Annotated in this window: 17 protein-coding genes and 2 pseudogenes; 16 read left to right on the top strand and 3 right to left on the bottom strand. The window is 37.8% G+C overall.

From position 1 onward, the window contains the following. Positions 1–5: 5 nt before the first annotated feature. The 5 genes from smpB to EJF25_RS09250 all read left to right on the top strand — a co-directional run bounded on the left by smpB (position 6) and on the right by EJF25_RS09250 (position 5647). Positions 6–458 carry an SsrA-binding protein gene (smpB, locus tag EJF25_RS09265; RefSeq protein ID WP_073350254.1) on the top strand — a complete coding sequence of 151 codons (453 nt, stop codon included), beginning with the start codon at positions 6–8 and terminating at the stop codon, positions 456–458. Between the two features lie 91 nt (positions 459–549). Continuing rightward, positions 550–3297: a methionine synthase gene (gene metH, locus EJF25_RS09260; RefSeq protein ID WP_125041002.1), complete on the top strand. Its 2748-nt coding sequence runs from the start codon at positions 550–552 to the stop codon at positions 3295–3297. Positions 3298–3310: 13 nt separating this feature from the next. Further along, entirely contained in the window at positions 3311–3910 is a 600-nt protein-coding gene (locus tag EJF25_RS09255) for a nitroreductase family protein (RefSeq protein ID WP_125041001.1), read from the top strand. Between the two features lie 67 nt (positions 3911–3977). Then, on the top strand, positions 3978–4103 hold the full coding sequence (locus tag EJF25_RS25590; RefSeq protein ID WP_235016769.1) for a symporter small accessory protein: 126 nt from the start codon (positions 3978–3980) through the stop codon (positions 4101–4103). After that, complete coding sequence (locus tag EJF25_RS09250; protein ID WP_125041000.1) at positions 4100–5647, top strand: sodium:solute symporter family protein; 1548 nt, start codon at positions 4100–4102, stop codon at positions 5645–5647. The genes EJF25_RS25590 and EJF25_RS09250 overlap by 4 nt, the downstream gene beginning before the upstream one ends. A 50-nt stretch (positions 5648–5697) precedes the next feature. Here EJF25_RS09250 and EJF25_RS09245 read toward each other — a convergent pair whose 3' ends face one another. Both EJF25_RS09245 and udk read right to left on the bottom strand, forming a co-directional pair. Continuing rightward, positions 5698–7110, bottom strand: a complete 1413-nt coding sequence (locus EJF25_RS09245; protein WP_125040999.1) for an MltF family protein — start codon at positions 7108–7110, stop codon at positions 5698–5700. After that, positions 7110–7724, bottom strand: coding sequence for a uridine kinase (gene udk, locus EJF25_RS09240; RefSeq protein ID WP_077154706.1), 615 nt, complete (start codon positions 7722–7724; stop codon positions 7110–7112). Before udk ends, EJF25_RS09245 begins: the two co-directional genes overlap by 1 nt. A gap of 101 nt (positions 7725–7825) precedes the next feature. Here udk and EJF25_RS09235 point away from each other — a divergent pair, with 101 nt between their 5' ends. The 11 genes and pseudogenes from EJF25_RS09235 to EJF25_RS09190 all read left to right on the top strand — a co-directional run bounded on the left by EJF25_RS09235 (position 7826) and on the right by EJF25_RS09190 (position 19100). Next, positions 7826–8125, top strand: coding sequence for a Dabb family protein (locus tag EJF25_RS09235; protein WP_025075882.1), 300 nt, complete (start codon positions 7826–7828; stop codon positions 8123–8125). Between the two features lie 19 nt (positions 8126–8144). Then, positions 8145–8634, top strand: a pseudogene (locus EJF25_RS26565) (protein-disulfide reductase DsbD domain-containing protein); the annotation flags it as partial. A 116-nt stretch (positions 8635–8750) separates the two neighbouring features. Next, positions 8751–10187 (top strand): annotated as a pseudogene (locus EJF25_RS09230) (protein-disulfide reductase DsbD family protein); the annotation flags it as partial. 323 nt (positions 10188–10510) lie between these two features. Then, complete coding sequence (locus EJF25_RS09225; RefSeq protein WP_125041060.1) at positions 10511–11161, top strand: DUF2490 domain-containing protein; 651 nt, start codon at positions 10511–10513, stop codon at positions 11159–11161. A gap of 307 nt (positions 11162–11468) precedes the next feature. Further along, positions 11469–13361, top strand: a complete 1893-nt coding sequence (locus EJF25_RS09220; RefSeq protein WP_125040998.1) for a fimbrillin family protein — start codon at positions 11469–11471, stop codon at positions 13359–13361. Positions 13362–13433: 72 nt separating this feature from the next. Continuing rightward, positions 13434–13925, top strand: coding sequence for a PaaI family thioesterase (locus EJF25_RS09215; protein ID WP_125040997.1), 492 nt, complete (start codon positions 13434–13436; stop codon positions 13923–13925). A 246-nt stretch (positions 13926–14171) separates the two neighbouring features. Continuing rightward, positions 14172–15023, top strand: coding sequence for an ATP phosphoribosyltransferase (gene hisG, locus EJF25_RS09210; protein WP_125040996.1), 852 nt, complete (start codon positions 14172–14174; stop codon positions 15021–15023). A gap of 2 nt (positions 15024–15025) precedes the next feature. Beyond that, positions 15026–16309, top strand: a complete 1284-nt coding sequence (gene hisD, locus EJF25_RS09205; protein ID WP_125040995.1) for a histidinol dehydrogenase — start codon at positions 15026–15028, stop codon at positions 16307–16309. A 48-nt stretch (positions 16310–16357) separates the two neighbouring features. Beyond that, entirely contained in the window at positions 16358–17398 is a 1041-nt protein-coding gene (hisC, locus tag EJF25_RS09200; protein WP_125040994.1) for a histidinol-phosphate transaminase, read from the top strand. A gap of 3 nt (positions 17399–17401) precedes the next feature. Beyond that, on the top strand, positions 17402–18526 hold the full coding sequence (gene hisB, locus EJF25_RS09195) for a bifunctional histidinol-phosphatase/imidazoleglycerol-phosphate dehydratase HisB (RefSeq protein WP_125040993.1): 1125 nt from the start codon (positions 17402–17404) through the stop codon (positions 18524–18526). Between the two features lie 22 nt (positions 18527–18548). Then, positions 18549–19100, top strand: a complete 552-nt coding sequence (locus EJF25_RS09190) for a tyrosine-protein phosphatase (RefSeq protein WP_125040992.1) — start codon at positions 18549–18551, stop codon at positions 19098–19100. A gap of 126 nt (positions 19101–19226) precedes the next feature. On the opposite strand, the gene EJF25_RS09185 is transcribed toward EJF25_RS09190, so the two are convergent. Continuing rightward, positions 19227–21152 (bottom strand): NAD(+) synthase, encoded by a 1926-nt coding sequence (locus EJF25_RS09185; protein ID WP_125040991.1) that lies wholly within the window; start codon positions 21150–21152, stop codon positions 19227–19229. Positions 21153–21194: the final 42 nt, after the last annotated feature.

Genomic DNA, 21194 nt, shown 5'->3' with positions numbered 1-21194 from the left:
CAAAGATGAAACAACCTCCTGTAAATATAAAGAATAAACGTGCTACATTTGATTATGAATTGGTAGATACCTATACAGCAGGTATTGTACTGACAGGTACAGAAATCAAATCTATTCGTTTGGGCAAAGCTAGCCTAGTAGATACATTTTGTTATTTTGTGAAAGGCGAACTGTGGGTGAAAAATATGCACGTCGCCGAGTATTTCTATGGGTCGTATAACAATCATACGGCACGTAGAGAGAGGAAGTTGTTGTTGAATAAAAAAGAAATAGAGAAACTTCAGAGAGGAACTAAAGATCCCGGATTCACTATTGTCCCTGTACGCCTGTTTATCAATGAAAAAGGTTTGGCGAAACTGGTTGTAGCCTTAGCGAAAGGTAAGAAAGAATATGATAAACGCGAATCAATAAAAGAAAAAGATGACCGTCGGGACATGGCAAGAATGTTTAAGCGGTAAGATATATAAGGTTGTAGTCTAGGATAGGCTATTCTTGGTCTGTGAGCAATAAATGGCAGAGTGCTAATAGGTATTAAGTGAAAAGGTAATAATGAAAAAGACAATTTCTCAGATTGCACCTGAGCGTATCCTTATTTTGGATGGAGCGATGGGTACAATGATTCAACAATATAATCTCAAAGAAGAAGATTTTCGTAGTGAACGTTTTGCACATATTCCCGGCTTGTTGAAAGGGAATAATGATTTATTGTGCTTGACCCGTCCTGATGTTATTCAAGATATTCATCGTAAATATTTAGAAGCCGGTGCGGATATTATTGAAACCAATACATTTAGTTCTACTACAGTATCTATGGCTGATTATCACGTAGAAGAATATGTGCGTGAGATGAACTTGGCAGCAGTGAAACTGGCTCGTGATTTGGCTGATGAATATACGGTAAAGACTCCGGATAAACCTCGTTTTGTGGCAGGTTCTGTGGGACCTACTAATAAAACTTGTTCCATGAGTCCGGATGTGAATAATCCGGCTTTTCGCGCTTTGACTTACGATGATTTGGCTGCATCCTATCAACAGCAAATGGAAGCAATGCTCGAAGGGGGTGTTGATACAATCCTGATTGAAACGATCTTTGATACGTTAAATGCTAAAGCCGCTATATTTGCTGCCGAACAGGCTATGAAAACGATGGGAATAGAAGTGCCTATCATGCTTTCTGTTACTGTATCCGATATTGGTGGGCGAACATTGTCCGGACAAACTTTGGAAGCCTTTTTGGCTTCGGTACAACATGCCAATATTTTCTCCATCGGTCTGAACTGTTCTTTTGGAGCTCGTCAGTTGAAACCTTTTTTGAAACAGCTGGCTGCGCGTGCACCTTATTATATTAGTGCATATCCGAATGCCGGACTTCCAAATAGTCTGGGGAAATATGACCAGACTCCTGAGGAAATGGCTCATGAAGTGAAAGAATATATTCAGGAAGGACTGGTTAATATCATAGGTGGATGTTGTGGTACAACAGATGCTTATATTGCTGAATATTCAGCTTTAATAAAAGGCGCCAAACCTCATATACCTGCTGCTGCACCCGATTGTATGTGGCTCTCTGGACTAGAACTGTTGGAGGTAAAACCTGAAATAAACTTTGTGAATGTAGGTGAACGTTGCAATGTTGCCGGTTCGCGTAAGTTCCTTCGTCTCATTACTGAAAAAAAATATGAAGAATCTCTTACCATTGCTCGTCAGCAAGTAGAAGATGGAGCTTTGGTAATTGACGTTAATATGGATGACGGCTTATTGGATGCTAAGGCGGAAATGGTAACTTTTCTAAACCTAATTATGTCTGAGCCGGAAATAGCTCGTGTTCCTGTAATGATCGATTCTTCTAAATGGGATGTTATTGAAGCCGGATTAAAATGTCTGCAAGGTAAATCAATCGTTAATTCGATTTCTTTAAAAGAAGGGGAGGGAAAATTTCTGGAACATGCACGTATCATCAAACAATATGGTGCTGCGGCTGTAGTGATGGCCTTTGACGAAAAAGGACAGGCTGATACAGCAGCGCGTAAGATAGAAGTTTGTGAACGGGCTTATCGCCTTTTAGTAGATAAAATAAATTTTAATCCCCACGATATTATATTCGATCCAAATGTCCTTGCTGTTGCTACGGGTATTGAGGAGCATAACAATTATGCTGTAGATTTTATTGAGGCAACTGAATGGATAAAGAAAAACCTTCCGGGAGCACATATTAGTGGTGGAGTAAGTAATCTTTCTTTTTCGTTCCGGGGTAATAATTATATTCGTGAGGCAATGCATGCTGTATTCCTTTATCATGCTATTCAAAAAGGTATGGATATGGGAATTGTAAATCCTGGAACATCCGTTCTTTATAGTGATATTCCGGCTGATATCTTAGAAAAGATAGAAGATGTTGTATTGAATCGTCGTCCCGATGCAGCGGAGCATCTTATTGAATTGGCTGAATCTTTGAAGGAAAGTATGTTAGGAACTTCGGGACAAGCAGTTGTTAAACAGGATGCATGGAGGAAAGAAACTGTGCAAGAACGTTTGAAATATGCTTTGATGAAAGGAATTGGTGATTACTTGGAACAAGATTTAGCAGAGGCATTGTCCCTTTACGATAAGGCGGTTGATGTAATCGAAGGACCGTTGATGGATGGAATGAATTACGTCGGTGAACTTTTTGGAGCTGGTAAAATGTTTCTGCCTCAGGTTGTAAAGACTGCTCGTACAATGAAGAAAGCTGTTGCTATCTTACAACCAATTATCGAAATGGAGAAAGTAGAAGGTACTAATTCTGCCGGAAAGGTATTGCTTGCAACCGTGAAAGGTGACGTACATGATATTGGAAAAAATATTGTGGGAGTAGTCATGGCTTGTAATGGTTATGAGATTGTGGATTTAGGAGTGATGGTTCCCGCTGAGACAATCATTCAACGAGCGATCGAAGAAAAAGTGGATATGATTGGACTGAGTGGTTTGATTACTCCTTCTTTGGAGGAAATGGCACATGTAGCTGCCGAATTAGAGAAAGCTGGTTTGGATATTCCTCTTCTTATTGGAGGAGCCACTACTTCTAAGATGCATACAGCATTGAAGATTGCTCCGGTTTATCACGCTCCGGTAGTTCATCTGAAAGATGCTTCTCAGAATGCTGGCATAGCTGCCCGATTGTTGAATCAGCAGGCAAAAGTAGAATTGGTTAGTGAGCTGGAGAAAGAATATCAGCACCTTCGTGAAAAGAGCGGTATGTTACGTCGTGAAACCGTATCATTAGAAGAAGCACAGAAAAATAAGTTGAATTTGTTTTAGTGTATAAACAGTAATGAAAAAGATTTTTTCTTTCCTATATATTATGATGGTATTAGCTGCTGTGATCTCTTGCTCTTCATCCAAAGAACGTAAAGAGGGAGCAGTTACTGGAAATCCTACCTTAGATAATATCTTTGCTCGAAAAAGTGTTCGCATTTATCTGGATAAGGGGGTAGAGAAAGAAAAAATAGATTTAATGCTTCGTGCTGGTATGGCTGGACCTTCAGGAAAAGACACTCGTCCCTGGGAATTTATTGTAGTGTCCGATCGTGCTATACTCGATTCGATGGCTGCTGCCCTTCCGTATGCCAAAATGCTGACACAGGCACGTAATGCGATTATTGTTTGTGGAGATTCTACACGTTCGTTCTATTGGTATCTTGATTGTTCGGCTGCTGCCCAAAATATATTGTTGGCAGCTGAAAGTATGGGATTAGGTGCTGTTTGGACTGCTGCCTATCCTTATGAGGATCGGATGCAGGTTGTTCGAAAATACACAGCATTACCTGAAAATATTCTTCCTCTTTGTGTCATACCTTTTGGCTATCCTGCTACAAAAGAGCAGCCGAAACAGAAGTATGATGAGAGAAAGATACATTATAATCTGTATTAGTGAACAAAAGTTTTGTTTTTTCAATAAATTCCTTACATTTGCGCTCTAATTAATATCTGATATGCAAATGTTTGGAATAGACGACCCTTTGATTATTTTACCCTACTTCCTTTCAGTAGTATGTGTGATTTTTGCTGCCTGGTTCGGGCTGAAATATTGGAATAAAGACGACGAAAAAGACAAAACACGATGAATACATTTACACTTGGCTTGATTGTGATAGCCTATCTGCTGTCACTAGCTTATCTCGGCTTTTTGGGGTATAAGAAAACTACCAATGCCAGTGACTATCTGGTAGGAGGAAGACAGATGAATCCGATTGTGATGGCGCTTTCGTATGGAGCGACATTTATTTCAGCTTCCGCTATTGTTGGCTTTGGTGGTGTTGCTGCTGCATTTGGAATGGGGATTCAGTGGCTTTGTTTTCTGAATATGTTTGTTGGGGTGATTATCGCTTTTATCTTTTTTGGTTTACGAACCCGGCGTATGGGAGCTAAACTAAATGTAAGTACTTTCCCTCAATTGTTAGGACGTCATTTTCGTTCGCGTAATATACAGGTATTTATTGCTGCCGTTATCTTTTTGGGAATGCCGCTTTATGCTGCTGTGGTCATGAAAGGAGGAGCTGTATTCATAGAACAAATTTTTCAGATCGATTTTAACGTATCATTATTGATATTTACATTAGTCATTGCTGCCTATGTGATAGCAGGAGGTATGAAAGGGGTAATGTATACCGATGCATTGCAAGGGGTTATTATGTTTGCCTGTATGTTGTTCTTGTTGTTTTCTTTATATCAGATACTTGACATGAATTTTGCTCAGGCAAACAAAGAATTGGGTAATATATCACATTTGGTACCAGAAAAGTTTAAGGCGTTGGGACATCAGGGATGGACAGCTATGCCGGTGGTGGGATCTCCTCAATGGTATTCGTTGGTTACTTCTTTAATTTTGGGAGTTGGAATCGGTTGTTTGGCTCAGCCGCAATTAGTAGTCCGTTTTATGACTGTGGAGAGTAGCAAACAGTTAAATCGTGGAGTTTTTATTGGCTGTTTCTTTTTGATTATTACAGTAGGTGCTATTTACCATGCGGGAGCATTGAGCAATCTTTTTTTTCTAAAGACTGAAGGTGTAGTTGCAACTGAAGTAGTGAAAGATATAGATAAAATTATTCCTTATTTTATTAATAAAGCAATGCCGGATTGGTTTGCAGCACTTTTTATGTTGTGCATTCTTTCGGCAAGTATGTCTACCCTTAGTTCTCAGTTTCATACAATGGGAGCCTCGGTAGGGTCCGATATTTATGGTATTTACAAACCACGTTCACGTGGTAAACTGACGAATGTCATTCGTTTAGGAGTGCTTTTTTCTATTTTGGTAAGCTATATCATTTGCTATATGTTGCCGAATGATATCATAGCTCGCGGCACTTCTATCTTTATGGGAATCTGTGCCGCTGCTTTCCTCCCTGCCTACTTTTGTGCACTCTATTGGAAGCGTACAACAAAACAAGGAGTGATGGCAAGTTTATGGGTCGGAACTATTGGGAGTCTTTTAGCTCTTGTATTCCTGCATCAAAAAGAATCTGCTGCATTAGGTATCTGTAAAGCAATATTTGGTCGTGATGTATTGATTGAAACTTATCCGTTTCCTGTGATCGACCCAATATTATTTGCATTGCCATTATCTATAATAGTAATTATTCTGGTTAGTTTGCTGACTTCTAAAAAATAAATGATGTATCAATAATTTTGAAAACTTTATTCTTGATGCCTTAATTGATCTTACAACTTAATTTTTTTCTTATAAGATTCAAATCGTGACATTATATCACGCACGAAGTTGTAAGTCTCAATGCCGCGGAAATATCCGTTTTTACAGACAGGATCGGTGAAGTATTCCTCATTACTTTTAAGAAGGATGAAGTTTTCAACATTATCTTTCCAGACTAATTTGTTCTTACCATATTTCTCAGCTAATGCCATTGCGTCATAGATATGTCCCAAACCAGCATTGTAAGAAGCTAAAATGAAGTTCAATCGTTCCTGTTTATCAGGAATCATACTGAAACTGCGGTCAGTAGCCATGATATACTTAATAGCAGCTTTAATACTTTCTTCCGGATTTTGTTCTTTACCGGGAGGTACTCCCATAGCGCGTGCGGTAGCAGGCATTAATTGCATCAATCCTTTTGCACCGGCCCAAGATACTACAGTCGTATCAAAATTAGATTCTGTATAAGCAAGTGATGCAAGCATACGCCAATCCCATCCGATTTCTTTGGAGTATTTTTTAAATAAGGGATCAAAATGAGAAATCTTTCCTTCTTTTAATGAAAGAATAGGAGAGTGGGGCATCATTTTACTATTTTCGAAATAACGTTTCATACTCGCCGTATAAGCAGGAGAAGTCATGTTTTCTTTGTGCCATTTATTAGCTGCTGCTGCTAGTTCAGGACTATCCTTTCTTACTGCCCATGAGGAACGTTGGTCAAAACTGATAGAAAGATTGATATTGAGGTTGGGATAATAAGTCTTGTTTAATTTTGCCAAATCATTATCTGATACAGTGTATGGAATTTTTCCTTGGGCAACTTGGGTGATCAAGTCTTCTGTAGTAATACTGTCATTGGTTACTTTATGAATCAAGATTCCACCGCCTAGTTCATTATTTAGATTAACTAATCGGTCGTAATATTTTCCGGGTTTAACATAGATGTTTTTTCCTATAAGCTCTGTTACGTCTTTTAGAGGTCCTTCCTTTCCATTTCCTTGTTGCACAATGACTTGATGAGTAATCACATCTTCACCACAATAGATTAGACTATCCTTCCATTCTTTGGTTATTGGTAAATTATAAGCGATCATATCACCTTCACCTGCCAATAGTTTTTGTATTAATTCGTGAACATTATTAGCAACTTCGATTCTGAGCTTTACTCCCAGACTTTTGGCAAACTGTTCGCTAAGTTCATATTGGAATCCCATCTCTTGACCACGATAAATGAAATAGGAAGTAGAACTGTAAAGTGTCAATACTACCAACTCTCCACTATCTTTTATTTGAGTAAGGTCACGATCGTTCCCTTCTTCTTTGCTATGATGATTCTTCCTACATCCGGAGATGCAACAAATAAAGATGAGAAACAGTGGCAAGATGAGCGACTTGGCACTTAGTTTGAGTTCCTTTACTTTCATTATTCGTTTTTCAAATGTTTCTGGATATACATGGTCAATATATCAATAGCGACTTGATTGCTGCCACCTTCCGGGACAATCAAATCTGCATAACGTTTGCAAGGCTCGATAAATTGCAAATGCATTGGTTTTAAAACTCTTGTATAACGTTCCATAACAGCTTCTGCTGTGCGACCCCGTTCGATGACGTCTCTTTGGATTACACGAATCAGTCGCTCATCAGGATCGGCATCTACAAATATCTTAAGGTCCATCATATTGCGTAGTCTCTTATCACAGAGCGCAAGTATACCTTCAACAATTACGACTTCTCTTGGTTCAATATGAATCGTTTCAGATTGACGGGTACAAGTCAGATAGGAGTAAGTGGGCTGTTCTATGCTTTTACCCTCCTTTAACATCATGATATGTTTGGAAAGCAAACTCCATTCGAAAGCATCCGGGTGATCGAAGTTGATATTCTGACGCTCTTCGACGGGAACATGGCTACTGTCTTTGTAGTATGAGTCTTGTGGTAACAGTACTACTTCTCCTACGGGAAGACTCTCAATAATTTTCTTTACGACGGTGGTCTTTCCAGAGCCAGTTCCACCTGCTATTCCGATAATTAACATCTCTTTATAGTATTATTTGAACTAAAAAAAGTAATTTTGCATTATTAATGCGACTCTTTAATAAGACAAATATAGAAACAATTCATTAAAATAACAACGTAATGGTAAAGCACATTGTATTATTTAAGTTAAAAGATAATGTTTCTGAGGCAGAGAAACTAGTCGTAATGAAAAAATTTAAGGCGGCTATTGAAGCTCTCCCTGCTAAAATCTCTGTGATTCGTAAAATTGAAGTTGGATTGAATATCAATCCAGATGAAACCTGGAACATAGCTCTCAACAGTGAATTTGATACACTGGAAGACGTTAAGTTCTATGCAACGCATCCTGATCATGTTGCTGCCGGAAAAATACTGGCGGAAACAAAGGAAAGTCGTGCATGCGTGGATTATGAATTCTAACCTTTTTATAAAGATAAAAATGAAAAAACTATTTTCTCTACTGTTCCTCTGTTTGGTAATGGGAATGGTACAGGCTCAGATACAGGAACCTGTAAAGTTTAAGACAGAGTTGAAAACTTTGTCTGGTACAGATGCGGAGATTGTCTTTACAGCGGTAATTGATAAAGGATGGCATGTTTATTCTACGGATTTAGGTGACGGTGGCCCTATTTCTGCAACATTTAATGTTGATAGTAAATCGGGTATTGAAGTTGTAGGTAAACTGAAACCCGTAGGTAAAGAAGTTGCAGTTTTTGATAAGCTTTTTGAAATGAATGTGCGTTATTTTGAGAATACAGCACAGTTTGTTCAGAAAATAAAATTAACAGGTGGAGCATATTCTATTGAGGGATATATGCAATATGGGGCTTGTAATGATGAAAATTGTTTGCCTCCTACTGATGTTCCGTTTAAGTTTTCTGGTGAATCAAAAGCTTCTGAGACTCCTGCTGTAGAACCTGTAAAGCAGGAAAAAAAAAATGATGTAACAACTAAAGAAAAAGTTGAAGATACCGTTGCAATGATGGAATTGGTATCGGCAACTGTTGATTCAATAGCTACCGTATCATCTGCCGTTGCAGTTTCTGATTGGTGGAAACCGGTAATCAGTGAATTGCAAGCTTTAGGTGAGAAGCATAACCAGAAAGACTCTTCATGGATTTATATTTTCATAACTGGTTTTTTGGGTGGATTATTGGCTTTGCTTACTCCTTGTGTGTGGCCAATCATTCCAATGACTGTTAGTTTTTTCCTGAAACGGAACAAAGATAAGAAGAAAGGTATTCGTGATGCGTGGACGTACGGTGCATCAATTGTAGTGATTTATGTAGCATTAGGTGTAGCTATAACGCTGCTCTTTGGTGCTAGTGCTTTGAATGCTTTGTCCACAAATGCGGTATTTAATATATTCTTCTTCCTGATGTTGGTGGTTTTTGCTGCTTCATTTTTTGGAGCTTTTGAAATTACCTTGCCATCAAAGTGGAGTACTGCGGTAGATAGTAAAGCGGAGTCAACAACTGGGCTATTGAGTATCTTCCTGATGGCTTTTACTTTGTCATTAGTATCTTTCTCTTGTACTGGTCCGATTATTGGCTTTTTGCTGGTAGAGGTTTCTACGACGGGTAGTGTTGTTGCTCCTGCTATTGGAATGTTGGGTTTTGCCATTGCATTGGCCTTACCGTTTACGTTGTTTGCTCTTTTCCCGTCTTGGTTGAAGTCAATGCCTAAATCGGGTGGATGGATGAATGTTATTAAAGTAACTTTAGGTTTTTTAGAATTGGCTTTTGCTTTAAAATTCTTGTCTGTTGCCGATCTGGCATACGGTTGGAGAATACTTGACCGTGAAACCTTCTTAGCTTTGTGGATTGTGATTTTTGCATTGCTCGGTTTTTATTTGCTTGGCAAAATCAAATTCCCACATGACGATGATGACAATAAGGTTGGTGTAAGCCGTTTCTTCATGGCTCTTGTTTCTTTGGCTTTTGCTATGTATATGGTACCGGGATTGTGGGGAGCACCTTTAAAAGCAGTAAGTGCTTTCGCACCTCCTATGCATACGCAGGACTTTAATTTATATGAAAATGAAGTGCATCCTAAGTTCAAGGATTATGAGAAAGGTATGGAGTATGCCCTTCAACATGGTAAGCCGGTTATGATTGATTTTACTGGAAACGGTTGTGTTAATTGTCGTAAGATGGAAGCTGCCGTATGGACAGATTCTAAAGTGAGCGACATCATTAATGACGATTATGTATTGATTTCATTGTATGTGGATGAAAAAGAAGCATTACCGGAACCAATTAAAGTTGTAGAAAATGGTAAAGAGCGTACATTGCGTACTGTTGGAGATAAATGGAGTTATCTGCAACGTGTGAAGTTTGGTGCTAATGCTCAACCTTTCTATGTTTTGCTGGATAATGAAGGTAAGCCGTTGAATAAATCATATGCTTATGATGAAGATATTTCCCAGTATATCAATTTCTTGAAAACAGGTCTGGATAACTATAAAAAAGAAAAGAAATAATATTCTTGATATATTTATTAAAAAACGAGACTTCTTACGGTCTCGTTTTTTAATGTATAAGGTAAAAGTGAAATCTGTAATCATTTTGCCTTGAATGACAGAATAATAGACTTATCAGACTTTTGACATACTTCTTATTTTATTGGGTGAATACTTAGAAGCTTATCATATCTGTTTCAAAGCATAGATGCTTCAATTACCCAGAAGTTGAGTTCCATATCTGATTTCATAGTAAATTCCTTTTTTCAGATTTATTTCAGAATTATGTTTTTTCTTTGTCGAATATAAATTTATTATCTTTACACTTTCTAATCTGATAAATGATGAGTAAAATATTTACGTTTAGAATATTGATAATTGTATACTTTGTTGGAATTGTTTCTACAGCGTGGGCTCAAAAAGATGATTTTACTACATGGACAAAGTTAAAGTTAAATCATAAAATAGATTCTCGATTTTCAGTTTTAGGTGCTCTTGAACTTCGGACAAAAGATGATATAGGGATGATTGATCGTTGGGGAATTGCTGCGGGAGGGGAATATAAAGTTTCTTCTTTTTTGAAAATGGATCTAGGATACGAACTTCATCATCGAAATTTAGGTGACTCGGATTGGAAATTCAGGCATCGTTATTATATGGGTGCTACAGTCAGTTTTCGCTACCAATGGTTAGCTGTCTCTTTAAGAGAAAGATTTCAACAGACTTTTGATCGTGGTAATACAGAATCCCGCTTACGTTCTCGTTTAAAACTTGCTTATGCTCCCTCAAAAGGAATTGTTTCTCCTTATTTCTCTATTGAAGTCTACCAAAGTTTAAATGATGCTCCTTTTTGGCGAGCAGCTCGTACTCGTTATCGTCCTGGCTTTGAGATTGATTTGGCTAAACGTTGGGTGCTGGATACTTTTTATTGTTATCAATATGAATCTCCGAAAGGTAAACATATTGTTGGAGTCGAAGTAGGTTATTCCTTTTAAAATATTAAGACTGCTTATATAATAATGTGTAGTTCTTATTCATCTATCTTTTTATATTAATTATTAATGAATTGATTTTTTGTTAGTTACATATAAATAATAACTTTTTTAAGGATAATGCATTTATTATTAAAATAATAATACTTACTTTTGTTACAGCATTTCATACTGATGTGCTGATCTTTTATGATTCAACAGATACAACAGACGTGTTGTATGATATCTCATGACCGAAGCGAATACTTCCTTTTATGTCTTACCTTCTGCTTAATCAGGAATTTCGAATTAATAATTAAATGATAAAAATATGAAGGTATTGTACAGCCGGAAATGGGGAATCGGCTTAATTTTAATTCTTCCTTTTTTCATAATGGCTTGTGTAAATCATTTTTCAGAAGATGGAGAAAATACGACGGATGCTGGTAACATTCCATTGAGATTTACGGCTGATATTCATAAAATAGTTAAAACGCGTATTTCAGATAATACTTTTGATAAGGATGATGCAGTTGGATTGTTTGCATTGGCAGGTTCTACGACCTTAACTGAAGAGAGATATGCGGATAATCTACTTTTTAAACGATCAGAAAATGATATTTTTGAGACAGAAGAGACTGTGTATTATCCTGATGACGGAGTTGCAGTTAATTTAATCAGTTATTATCCATATAATGAAGAGGGAATAGATATGGGAAAAACGACTATGCAAGTATCTGTGGCGACAGAACAGGAGCTTCCTGAAAATTATTCTTATTCAGATTTTTTAGTTGCAACTTCTGGTGATTTGATAGCAACTTCCGAACCGGTTGCTTTATTTTATAATCATAAATTTTTTCGATTAAATATAGTTCTTGTTCCGGGCAAAGGGATTACTATTGAAGAATTGCGAGATGTTAATCCGCAACTTACTATAGAAGGTTTCTTTACGAAAGCCGTTTATGATTTTCAGAATGATTCTTATGCAGAATATGCTGATGAAAAAAGCATAATTCCTATGGGCGAATGGACAATAAAAGAAAATCGTCTGATTGGTAAAGAGGTTATACTGATTCCACAGAAAACCAAAGATGATTACCAGTATATAACATTGAAAGCCGATGGAAAAGAGTATCGTTGTTTGTTATCTTCTGCTTTGGAAATGGAAAGTGGGAAACAGCGAGAACTTGAAATAACCTTTGTTCCTGTACAGGATATCTTGATTGGTAGTGTAAATGGGGAAATCGGTAATTGGGATGAAACAGGTACAGATCAGTCAGAAGCAGGAATTGTATATGGTTGTGTGGATATATCGAAATTGACTTTCGAAGAATCCAGTGTATATAAGGTCATGAAAGGCGGGCAACAAATTGCAGAGATTTGCAAAGAATACATCTCAACTTCAGATTTTGCTTCTCCTGCGATTGTAGCCTATCCTATGAAATCTGATTATACGGTTGATTTGACAAAGGGAATTGTTTTACAACTATTGGGACATACGGGAAATGTACATGGAGGAGCTATGGTATGGAATATGGAAAATCATTCATTGTCATATAAGCCTGGTACATTGGAGTTAAGAAATTATCTTTTTGTATTGTCTGGTGGACAAAATTATATGTCTGTAACTCCTGCTGAGAATTTATTATCAGTTTCTCCGGATTTATTTTGTGATGTTCGTGGAGAAACGATTCATAAATATCCCATTGTGAAAATTGGAACACAATATTGGATGAGAAGTAATTTGGAAGCTATACTATATACCGATGGAGATGCTATTCTAGAATTAATGAATATGGTGGAGGATGCAACTGGATATTTATCGAATAATGGAAATTATTTTTATACTTCTAATGCAGTTCTGACCAATAAGTTATTGCCTGCAGATTGGAGGATTCCTACTTGGAATGATTGGAATTTGCTAAATACATATTTGGGAGAAGATGCTTCTTTGTTGAAATCAGGAGAGTGGAAACTTATAAAAGATGAAACTGTCTTAGGAGAAGCATCTAATTTATCTGGTTTCAATGCACTACCAGTAGGTTTGTGGTGGACTAAAGGTAAGATTGCCGATTATGAAGGAAGATATTTGGGATATTGGACTTTGGATAATACTGGATTATCGGTAGATGAGGCGTTCTTACTGAAAAGTAATAGCAACACGTCTTCTCCTGGAAGTATTAGTACGGAAAAAGCCTATGCTCTTCGTGCTCTCCGAAAGTAAATTGATAAGAAATTATTTTCATTTTTATATTTTGCTTATATTTGAAAGATAAAACCTAAATGAAGTAAGAGTATGAAGAAAATAATAAATCCTTGGAAAGGTTTGAAGGGATACAATTGTTTTGGGTGCGCTCCAAATAATGAGTCCGGAGTGAAAATGGAATTTTATGAAGATGGCGATGAGATAGTAAGTATCTGGAAGCCGCGTCCTGATTATCAAGGCTGGATTAATACATTGCATGGTGGTATTCAAGCCGTATTATTAGATGAGATCTGCGCTTGGGCAGTGCTTCGTAAATTACAGACAACAGGTGTTACTTCGAAAATGGAAACGCGTTATCGGAAACCAATTGATACACAGGATTCTCATATAGTATTGCGTGCATCCATAAAAGAAGTAAAGCGGAATATTGTAATAATTGAAGCGAAACTATATAATAAGGATGGAGAACTTTGTACAGAAGCTGTTTGTACTTACTTTACTTTTTCCCAAGAAAAGGCTAAAAATGAAATGCACTTTTTGCAATGTGATGTAGAGCCGGAAGAGATACTTCCTTTAATTTGAAATGAAAAACGAACTTTTTGTGATAATTGTTTGGAAGTATCGAACAAATGCTATACTTTTGTCGCAGTAACTAAAGAATATGAAATATACAGCTACACATCATCATCATCATTTTCCTAACGAATAACTCGGTGGGCGTGGGAGATATTGTGTATAACTTTATAACGATAACGAAGGCTTGCCGAATACGGTAAGCCTTTTTTTATTTCTCAAATGCAATTTATAAATTCATAATAAAATAAAGTCATGTTAAGAATCGCAGTACAAGCCAAAGGACGTCTCTTCGAAGAGACTATGGCACTTTTAGAAGAGTCGGATATTAAATTGAGTACAACCAAGCGTACCTTATTGGTGCAATCTTCCAATTTTCCTATCGAAGTTTTGTTTCTTCGTGATGATGATATTCCTCAAACAGTAGCTACAGGAGTAGCCGATTTAGGCATTGTAGGTGAAAATGAGTTTATGGAAAAAGAAGAAGATGCTACAATTGTAAAACGATTGGGATTCAGCAAATGCCGTTTATCACTAGCTATGCCGAAAGATATTGAATATCCAGGTTTATCATGGTTCAATGGTAAGAAAATAGCAACCTCTTATCCGGTTATATTGAAGAACTTTTTGAAAAATAATGGAGTAAATGCAGAAATACATGTAATTACCGGTTCGGTAGAAGTATCTCCGGGTATTGGATTAGCAGATGCAATCTTTGATATTGTAAGCTCCGGATCAACATTGGTTAGCAATCGTTTGAAAGAAGTTGAAGTTGTGATGAAGTCCGAAGCATTGCTAATTGGCAATAAAAATATGAGCGACGAAAAGAAAGAAGTATTGGAAGAATTACTATTTCGTATGAATGCAGTGAAGACTGCTGAGGACAAGAAGTATGTATTGATGAATGCACCGAAAGATAAGCTGGAAGAAATTATAGCTGTTTTACCTGGTATGAAAAGTCCTACTATTATGCCTTTGGCACAAGAAGGCTGGTGTTCTGTCCACACAGTATTGGATGAAAAACGTTTCTGGGAAATTATCGGGAAGCTGAAAGGACTGGGAGCAGAAGGTATTTTGGTATTGCCAATTGAGAAAATGATAGTATAAGAATGAAGTTAATAAAATATCCCTCAAAGGAACAATGGTCGGAGCTTCTGAAACGTCCGACATTGAATACGGAGAACTTGTTCGATACAGTTCGTACTATTATTAATAAGGTAAGATTTGAAGGTGATAAGGCAGTTCTGGAATATGAAGCTACTTTTGATAAAGCTGTTTTATCTACATTGCCTGTAACTTCAGAAGAGATAAAAGAGGCAGAAGGCAAGATTAGTAATGAACTAAAGGCAGCTATCTCTTTGGCAAAGCAAAACATCGAAACGTTTCATGCTTCCCAGCGTTTTGTTGGAAAGAAGGTAGAGACAATGAATGGAGTTACCTGTTGGCAAAAAGCAGTAGGCATTGAGAAAGTCGGACTTTATATTCCCGGAGGAACAGCACCGCTTTTTTCTACTGTGTTGATGTTGGCTGTTCCTGCTAAAATTGCGGGGTGTAAAGAGATCGTGCTTTGTACTCCTCCTGATAAGAATGGAAATATTCATCCAGCCATACTTTTTGCGGCTCAATTAGCGGGGGTAAGTAAAATATTCAAGGCAGGTGGAGTTCAGGCTATTGCCGCCATGGCCTATGGAACTGAGAGTATCCCTAAAGTTTATAAGATCTTCGGTCCGGGTAATCAGTATGTGACAGCTGCTAAGCAGTTGGTGAGCTTACGTGATGTAGCAATTGATATGCCTGCCGGCCCTTCCGAAGTAGAGGTATTGGCAGATGCTTCTGCCAGTCCTGTTTTTGTTGCAGCAGATCTTCTTTCGCAAGCAGAACATGGAGTAGATAGCCAAGCAATGCTGATAACTACTTCTGAAAAACTTCAGGCGGAGGTTGTTCTTGAGGTTGAACGTCAATTAGCGAAACTTCCTCGTAAAGAAATAGCTGAGAAATCATTAGAAAATAGTAAATTGATTCTTGTCCGTGATCTGGAAGAAGCATTGGAATTAACAAATGCTTATGCACCGGAACATTTGATTATAGAAACTGAAAACTACCTGGAAGTAGCTGAGCGTATAACAAATGCAGGTTCAGTTTTCCTGGGATCTTTGACTCCTGAGAGTGCCGGTGATTACGCTTCCGGTACCAATCATACGTTGCCAACTAATGGTTATGCAAAAGCATACAGTGGAGTAAGTCTCGATAGTTTTATTCGTAAAATAACCTTTCAGGAGATTATCTCGGATGGGATACAAGCAATCGGTCCTGCTATTGAGGAGATGGCAGCCAACGAACATCTGGATGCACATAAAAATGCAGTAACAGTTCGTTTGGATTCTTTGAAATAAAATTTTAGTGATTGGTAAAGTAGATTCAGCAATTAAAAGAATAATAAAGTGAAAACGTTACAAGAACTAACCCGACCGAATATATGGAAGTTGAAACCTTATTCTTCGGCACGGGATGAATATAAAGGAGTTACGGCTTCCGTCTTCTTGGATGCAAATGAGAATCCGTATAATTTGCCTCATAACCGCTATCCGGACCCGATGCAGTGGGAGCTGAAAACTCAATTGTCGAAGATTAAGAAAGTATCTCCGGAACATATTTTCTTGGGAAATGGTAGTGACGAAGCCATTGATTTGGTATTTCGGGCTTTCTGTGAACCTGGTAAGGATAATGTGGTAGCCATTGATCCTACTTATGGTATGTATCAGGTCTGCGCAGATGTGAATGATGTAGAATACCGCAAAGTACTGTTGGATGGTAATTTTCAGTTTTCAGCAGATAAATTGTTGGCGGCTACTGACGAACATACCAAACTGATTTTCCTTTGTTCACCCAACAATCCGACAGGGAATGATCTGCTCCGTGCTGAAATAGAAAAACTGATTCGTGAATTTGAAGGTTTGGTCATTTTGGACGAAGCATATAGCGATTTTTCGGAGGCTCCTTCTTTTCTGGAGGAATTAGATCAATATCCTAACTTGATCGTTTTACAGACATTCTCCAAGGCATGGGGATGTGCTGCTATTCGTTTGGGAATGGCTTTTGCTTCCGTAGAAATTATTGGTATTTTGAACAAAATCAAATATCCGTATAATGTTAATCAGCTCACTCAACAACAGGCAATTTCTATGTTACACAAATATTATGAAATAGAATGTTGGGTAAGAACCTTAAAAGAAGAACGGGATTATTTGGAAAAGGAGTTTGAGCAACTTTCTTGTACGGTTAAAATATATCCTTCTGATGCAAACTTCTTTCTGGCTAAAGTTACAGATGCTGTGAAAATCTATAATTATTTAGTTGGTGAAGGAATCATTGTGCGTAATCGAAATTCCATCGCATTATGCGGCAATTGCTTACGGGTAACAGTTGGTACACGAGTAGAAAATAATACATTGTTGGATGCTCTCAAGAAATATCAAGGATAATTTATGAAAAAGAAAGTACTATTTATAGATAGAGACGGAACGTTGGTAATCGAACCGCCTGTTGATTATCAACTCGACTCTTTAGAGAAATTGGAATTTTATCCTAAAGTATTCCGAAACTTGGGATTTATCCGTAGCAAACTTGATTTTGAGTTTGTGATGGTAACTAATCAGGATGGCTTAGGTACCTCTTCTTTTCCGGAAGAGACTTTTTGGCCTGCTCACAATTTAATGATGAAAACTTTGGAAGGAGAGGGAATCACTTTTGATGAAATTCTGATTGATCGTAGCTTTCCTGAGGATAATGCTCCAACACGTAAACCGCGCACCGGAATGTTGAAAAAGTACATTGACACTCCGGAGTACGATCTGACAGGAAGCTTTGTAATAGGTGATCGTCCTACTGATGTGGAGCTGGCAAAGAACTTAGGTTGTAAAGCTATTTATTTACAAGATTCTGTTGAATTATTGAAAGAAAAAGGATTGGAAGAAGTCTGTGTATTGGCAACAAAGGATTGGGATAAGATTGCAGAATTTCTATTTGCAGGAGAGCGAAAAGCTGAAGTGAGCCGTACGACAAAAGAGACAGATATTTATGTAGCTTTGGATTTAGACGGAAACGGTACCTGTAAGATTTCTACCGGTTTAGGATTCTTCGATCATATGCTTGAGCAGATAGGAAAACATTCCGGTATGGATTTAACTATACAAGTGAAAGGTGATTTAGAAGTGGATGAGCACCATACAATCGAAGATACGGCTATCGCTTTAGGTGAATGTATTTATCAGGCATTAGGAAATAAGCGAGGTATTGAGCGATATGGTTATGCTCTCCCCATGGATGATTGTCTTTGTCAGGTCTGCTTAGATTTTGGAGGACGTCCTTGGTTAGTTTGGGATGCAGAATTCAAGCGTGAGAAAATAGGGGATATGCCAACTGAAATGTTTCTTCATTTTTTCAAATCGTTGAGTGATGCTGCGAAAATGAATCTGAATATCAAAGCGGAAGGACAAAATGAACATCATAAAATAGAAGGGATTTTTAAAGCCCTTGCCCGAGCTTTGAAAATGGCGTTGAAACGAGATATTTATCATTTTGAACTACCTTCCAGTAAGGGAGTACTTTAATTTGAATCCGGTGCGTTGATTTATGCAGAAACATCTTTTATTATGCTTTTGGGGATTTATATTATCACTGGCTATTTATGGTCAGAATGTCAAAGCTGAAAAAATTATTGTTCCCGGTAGTAATCTGATCAATATGTATAAGATTGATACAGATATATATCGTTCGGAACAACCTACAGAAATAGATTTTAAAGCTTTGCAGAAATATGGGATTCATGAAGTTTTGAATCTCCGCAGATGGCATAGTGATGATGATGAAGCGAGAGGTACAACGTTGCAACTACATCGTTTAAAGATGAGGGCTGGTTCTGTCAATGAAAAGCAGTTGATAGAAACATTACGCATTATTTATAATCGTAAAGGACCTATATTGATTCACTGTCACCACGGTTCCGATCGTACAGGTGTTGTTTGTGCGCTTTATCGTGTCATTTTTCAGGAAGTTTCTAAGGAGGATGCAATCAATGAAATGACTGGAGAAAAGTATGGCTTTCATGGAATTTATAAGAACCTTATACGGATAATCCAAGCAGCTGATATCGAACGGATTAAAAAGGCTGTAATGTCGAAATAAAAATGATGAGTGCCACGATTGTCTCCTTGTGTTGGCACAACTGTGTCATCTTGGTGGAACAGTTGTACCAATGTAAAGACACAGTTGTGCCATCATAGTGGCACGAACTCAAGCTATAATAGAATACTATAAATTCTCTATTTCCTTCAACCACATTGCTGAACTGGCATCACTTGGCATTCGCCAGTCACCACGTGGACTGATGGAAATACTTCCTACTTTAGGGCCGTCAGGCAAACAAGAGCGCTTAAACTGTTGATTGAAGAAACGGCGGAAGAAGGTAGACAACCACTTTTTAATTGTCTCTTCGTCATAAACTCCTTTGAATACAAGATCAGCCAGAAAATAAATTTTAGAAGGACGGAAGCCATAACGCAAAAAATAATAAAGGAAGAAATCATGTAGCTCATAAGGCCCTACCAAGTCTTCCGTTTTTTGTTTTATTTCTCCGTTCTCATCAGCAGGAATAAGTTCCGGGCTGATAGGGGTATCTACAATATCTAATAAAGTTGTTTTTGATTCTTCATCCATTCCATTTTCGGCTACCCATTGTACCAAGTATTTTACCAAAGTCTTTGGAATACTTGTATTGACACCGTACATAGACATATGGTCTCCGTTATAGGTTGCCCATCCTAACGCAAGTTCAGACAAATCGCCTGTGCCTATAACCATACCACAAGTTTGGTTGGCAATGTCCATCAGTATCTGAGTCCGTTCACGTGCTTGTGAATTTTCATATGTAACGTCATGTACATTGATATCATGATCAATATCCTTGAAATGTTGGATACAAGCCTCTTTTATACTGACTTCACGAATTGATATTCCTAACGATTTCATAAGATCGATGGCATTGTTATAGGTGCGGTCAGTGGTTCCGAAACCAGGCATTGTAATTCCCAGAATTCCTTTTCGTGATAATTTGAGTTTATCGAATGTCTTTACACACACTAATAGAGCCAAAGTAGAATCCAATCCTCCGGAAATGCCTACTACTGCCGTTTTTGCTTCTGTATGTAATAGCCGTTGTGCTAATCCGGCTACCTGAATGGAAAATATCTCTTCACAACGTTCATCCAGTTCAGCTCCTTGCGGGACAAAAGGATGAGGATTAAAACTACGTGTGAGCGTCAGTTCTTTGCTATTGACAAATTCTGTAGTGATAGATATTGCTTTCTTGTCTCCTAAATTAGCTTGGTTGGCGGCAAAAGTGGTGTTAATCCTTCGTTCTGCACGTATGCGCTCTACGTCGATTTCACTGATAATCAACTGTTCCTCCATGCTGAAACGTTTACTACGTGCCAGCAGTGAACCATTTTCATAAATCAGTCCATTTCCGGCAAAAACTACATCTGTAGTAGATTCTCCGAAGCCACAGGATGAAAATACATATCCGGCAATGCATCGTGCAGATTGCTGGCTGATCAAAGAACATAGATAATTGTTTTTTCCGATACCTTCATTATCAGCAGATATATTGAACAAGATTTCTGCTCCTTGTAGAGCGAGTGAAGAACTGGGAGGAATTGTAGACCAGAGGTCTTCACATATCTCAATTCCAAACGTTGTATCCGAAGTCTCAAAAAGCAGGTTAGCACCTATGGGAACCATTTGTCCGCATAAACGTACATTATTAGTTGTCAATTGGAGAGCAGATGTAAACCAACGTTGTTCGTAAAACTCCTTATAATTAGGTAAATAAGTTTTAGCTGTGACGCCTAATACTTTCCCTTTTTGAATCACTACAGCAGCATTGATTACTGTTGAATTAACAACAACGGGCATACCTACAATAGAAATAATATCCAATTGGCGGGTATTATTCAGAATTTGCATGAGCCCCATTTCAGCTTCTTCAAGCAAAAGCTGCTGTCCAAACAAGTCACCACATGTATATCCGGTGATACTCATTTCGGGGAATGCAATGATTTGTACCCCTTTGCCCTCCGCTATTGCAATCAGACCTTCTATCTTCTCTGCATTGAATTTACAGTCGGCCACCTTAACGTGCGGCACAGCTGCTGCTACTTTTACGAATCCGTAGTTCATCTTATACCTTATTTATATATAGTGGTTGCAAAATTAGGAAAT

The organism is Bacteroides faecalis (genome assembly GCF_003865075.1).
In the GTDB taxonomy this organism is placed as follows: Bacteria; Bacteroidota; Bacteroidia; order Bacteroidales; family Bacteroidaceae; genus Bacteroides; species Bacteroides faecalis.
The sequence above is the reverse complement of the archived record's forward strand: the minus strand, read 5'-3'. Positions and strand labels throughout refer to the sequence as shown.